The organism is Psychrobacter sp. TB55-MNA-CIBAN-0194, from assembly GCF_040309505.1.
Lineage (GTDB): Bacteria > Pseudomonadota > Gammaproteobacteria > Pseudomonadales > Moraxellaceae > Psychrobacter > Psychrobacter fozii.
On the sequence record NZ_JBEOOW010000123.1, the window covers coordinates 1 to 292 of the forward strand.

The following is a 292-nucleotide window of genomic DNA, read 5'->3' on the forward strand; positions in this document are numbered from 1 at the left end:
TGATGTGCCAATGATGGGTCAGATGTTTGACTTTTATGAGCAGCAAGCAGATAAATTGGTTGCTGAAGGGTTGCCATTACCTGCCTATGAAATGGTATTAAAAGCATCACATGCTTTTAATTTACTGGATGCACGCGGTGCAATTTCGGTGACCGAACGTCAGCGCTTTATTCTGCGTGTACGTACATTGGCGCGTAAAGTTGCCATTGGTTATGTGGAAGCGCGTGCCAAGCTGGGCTTCCCATTAGCCGATGAGGCGCATCGTCAAGCGGCGCTCGATAAGTATTTGCCC

1 protein-coding gene is annotated in these 292 nt (G+C 47.9%); it reads left to right on the top strand.

All coding sequences use genetic code 11. The features are described from left to right. Positions 1–292, top strand: a 292-nt coding sequence (locus AAEY75_RS14520; protein ID WP_352259957.1) for a glycine--tRNA ligase subunit alpha, incomplete at both ends; no start/stop codon positions are given.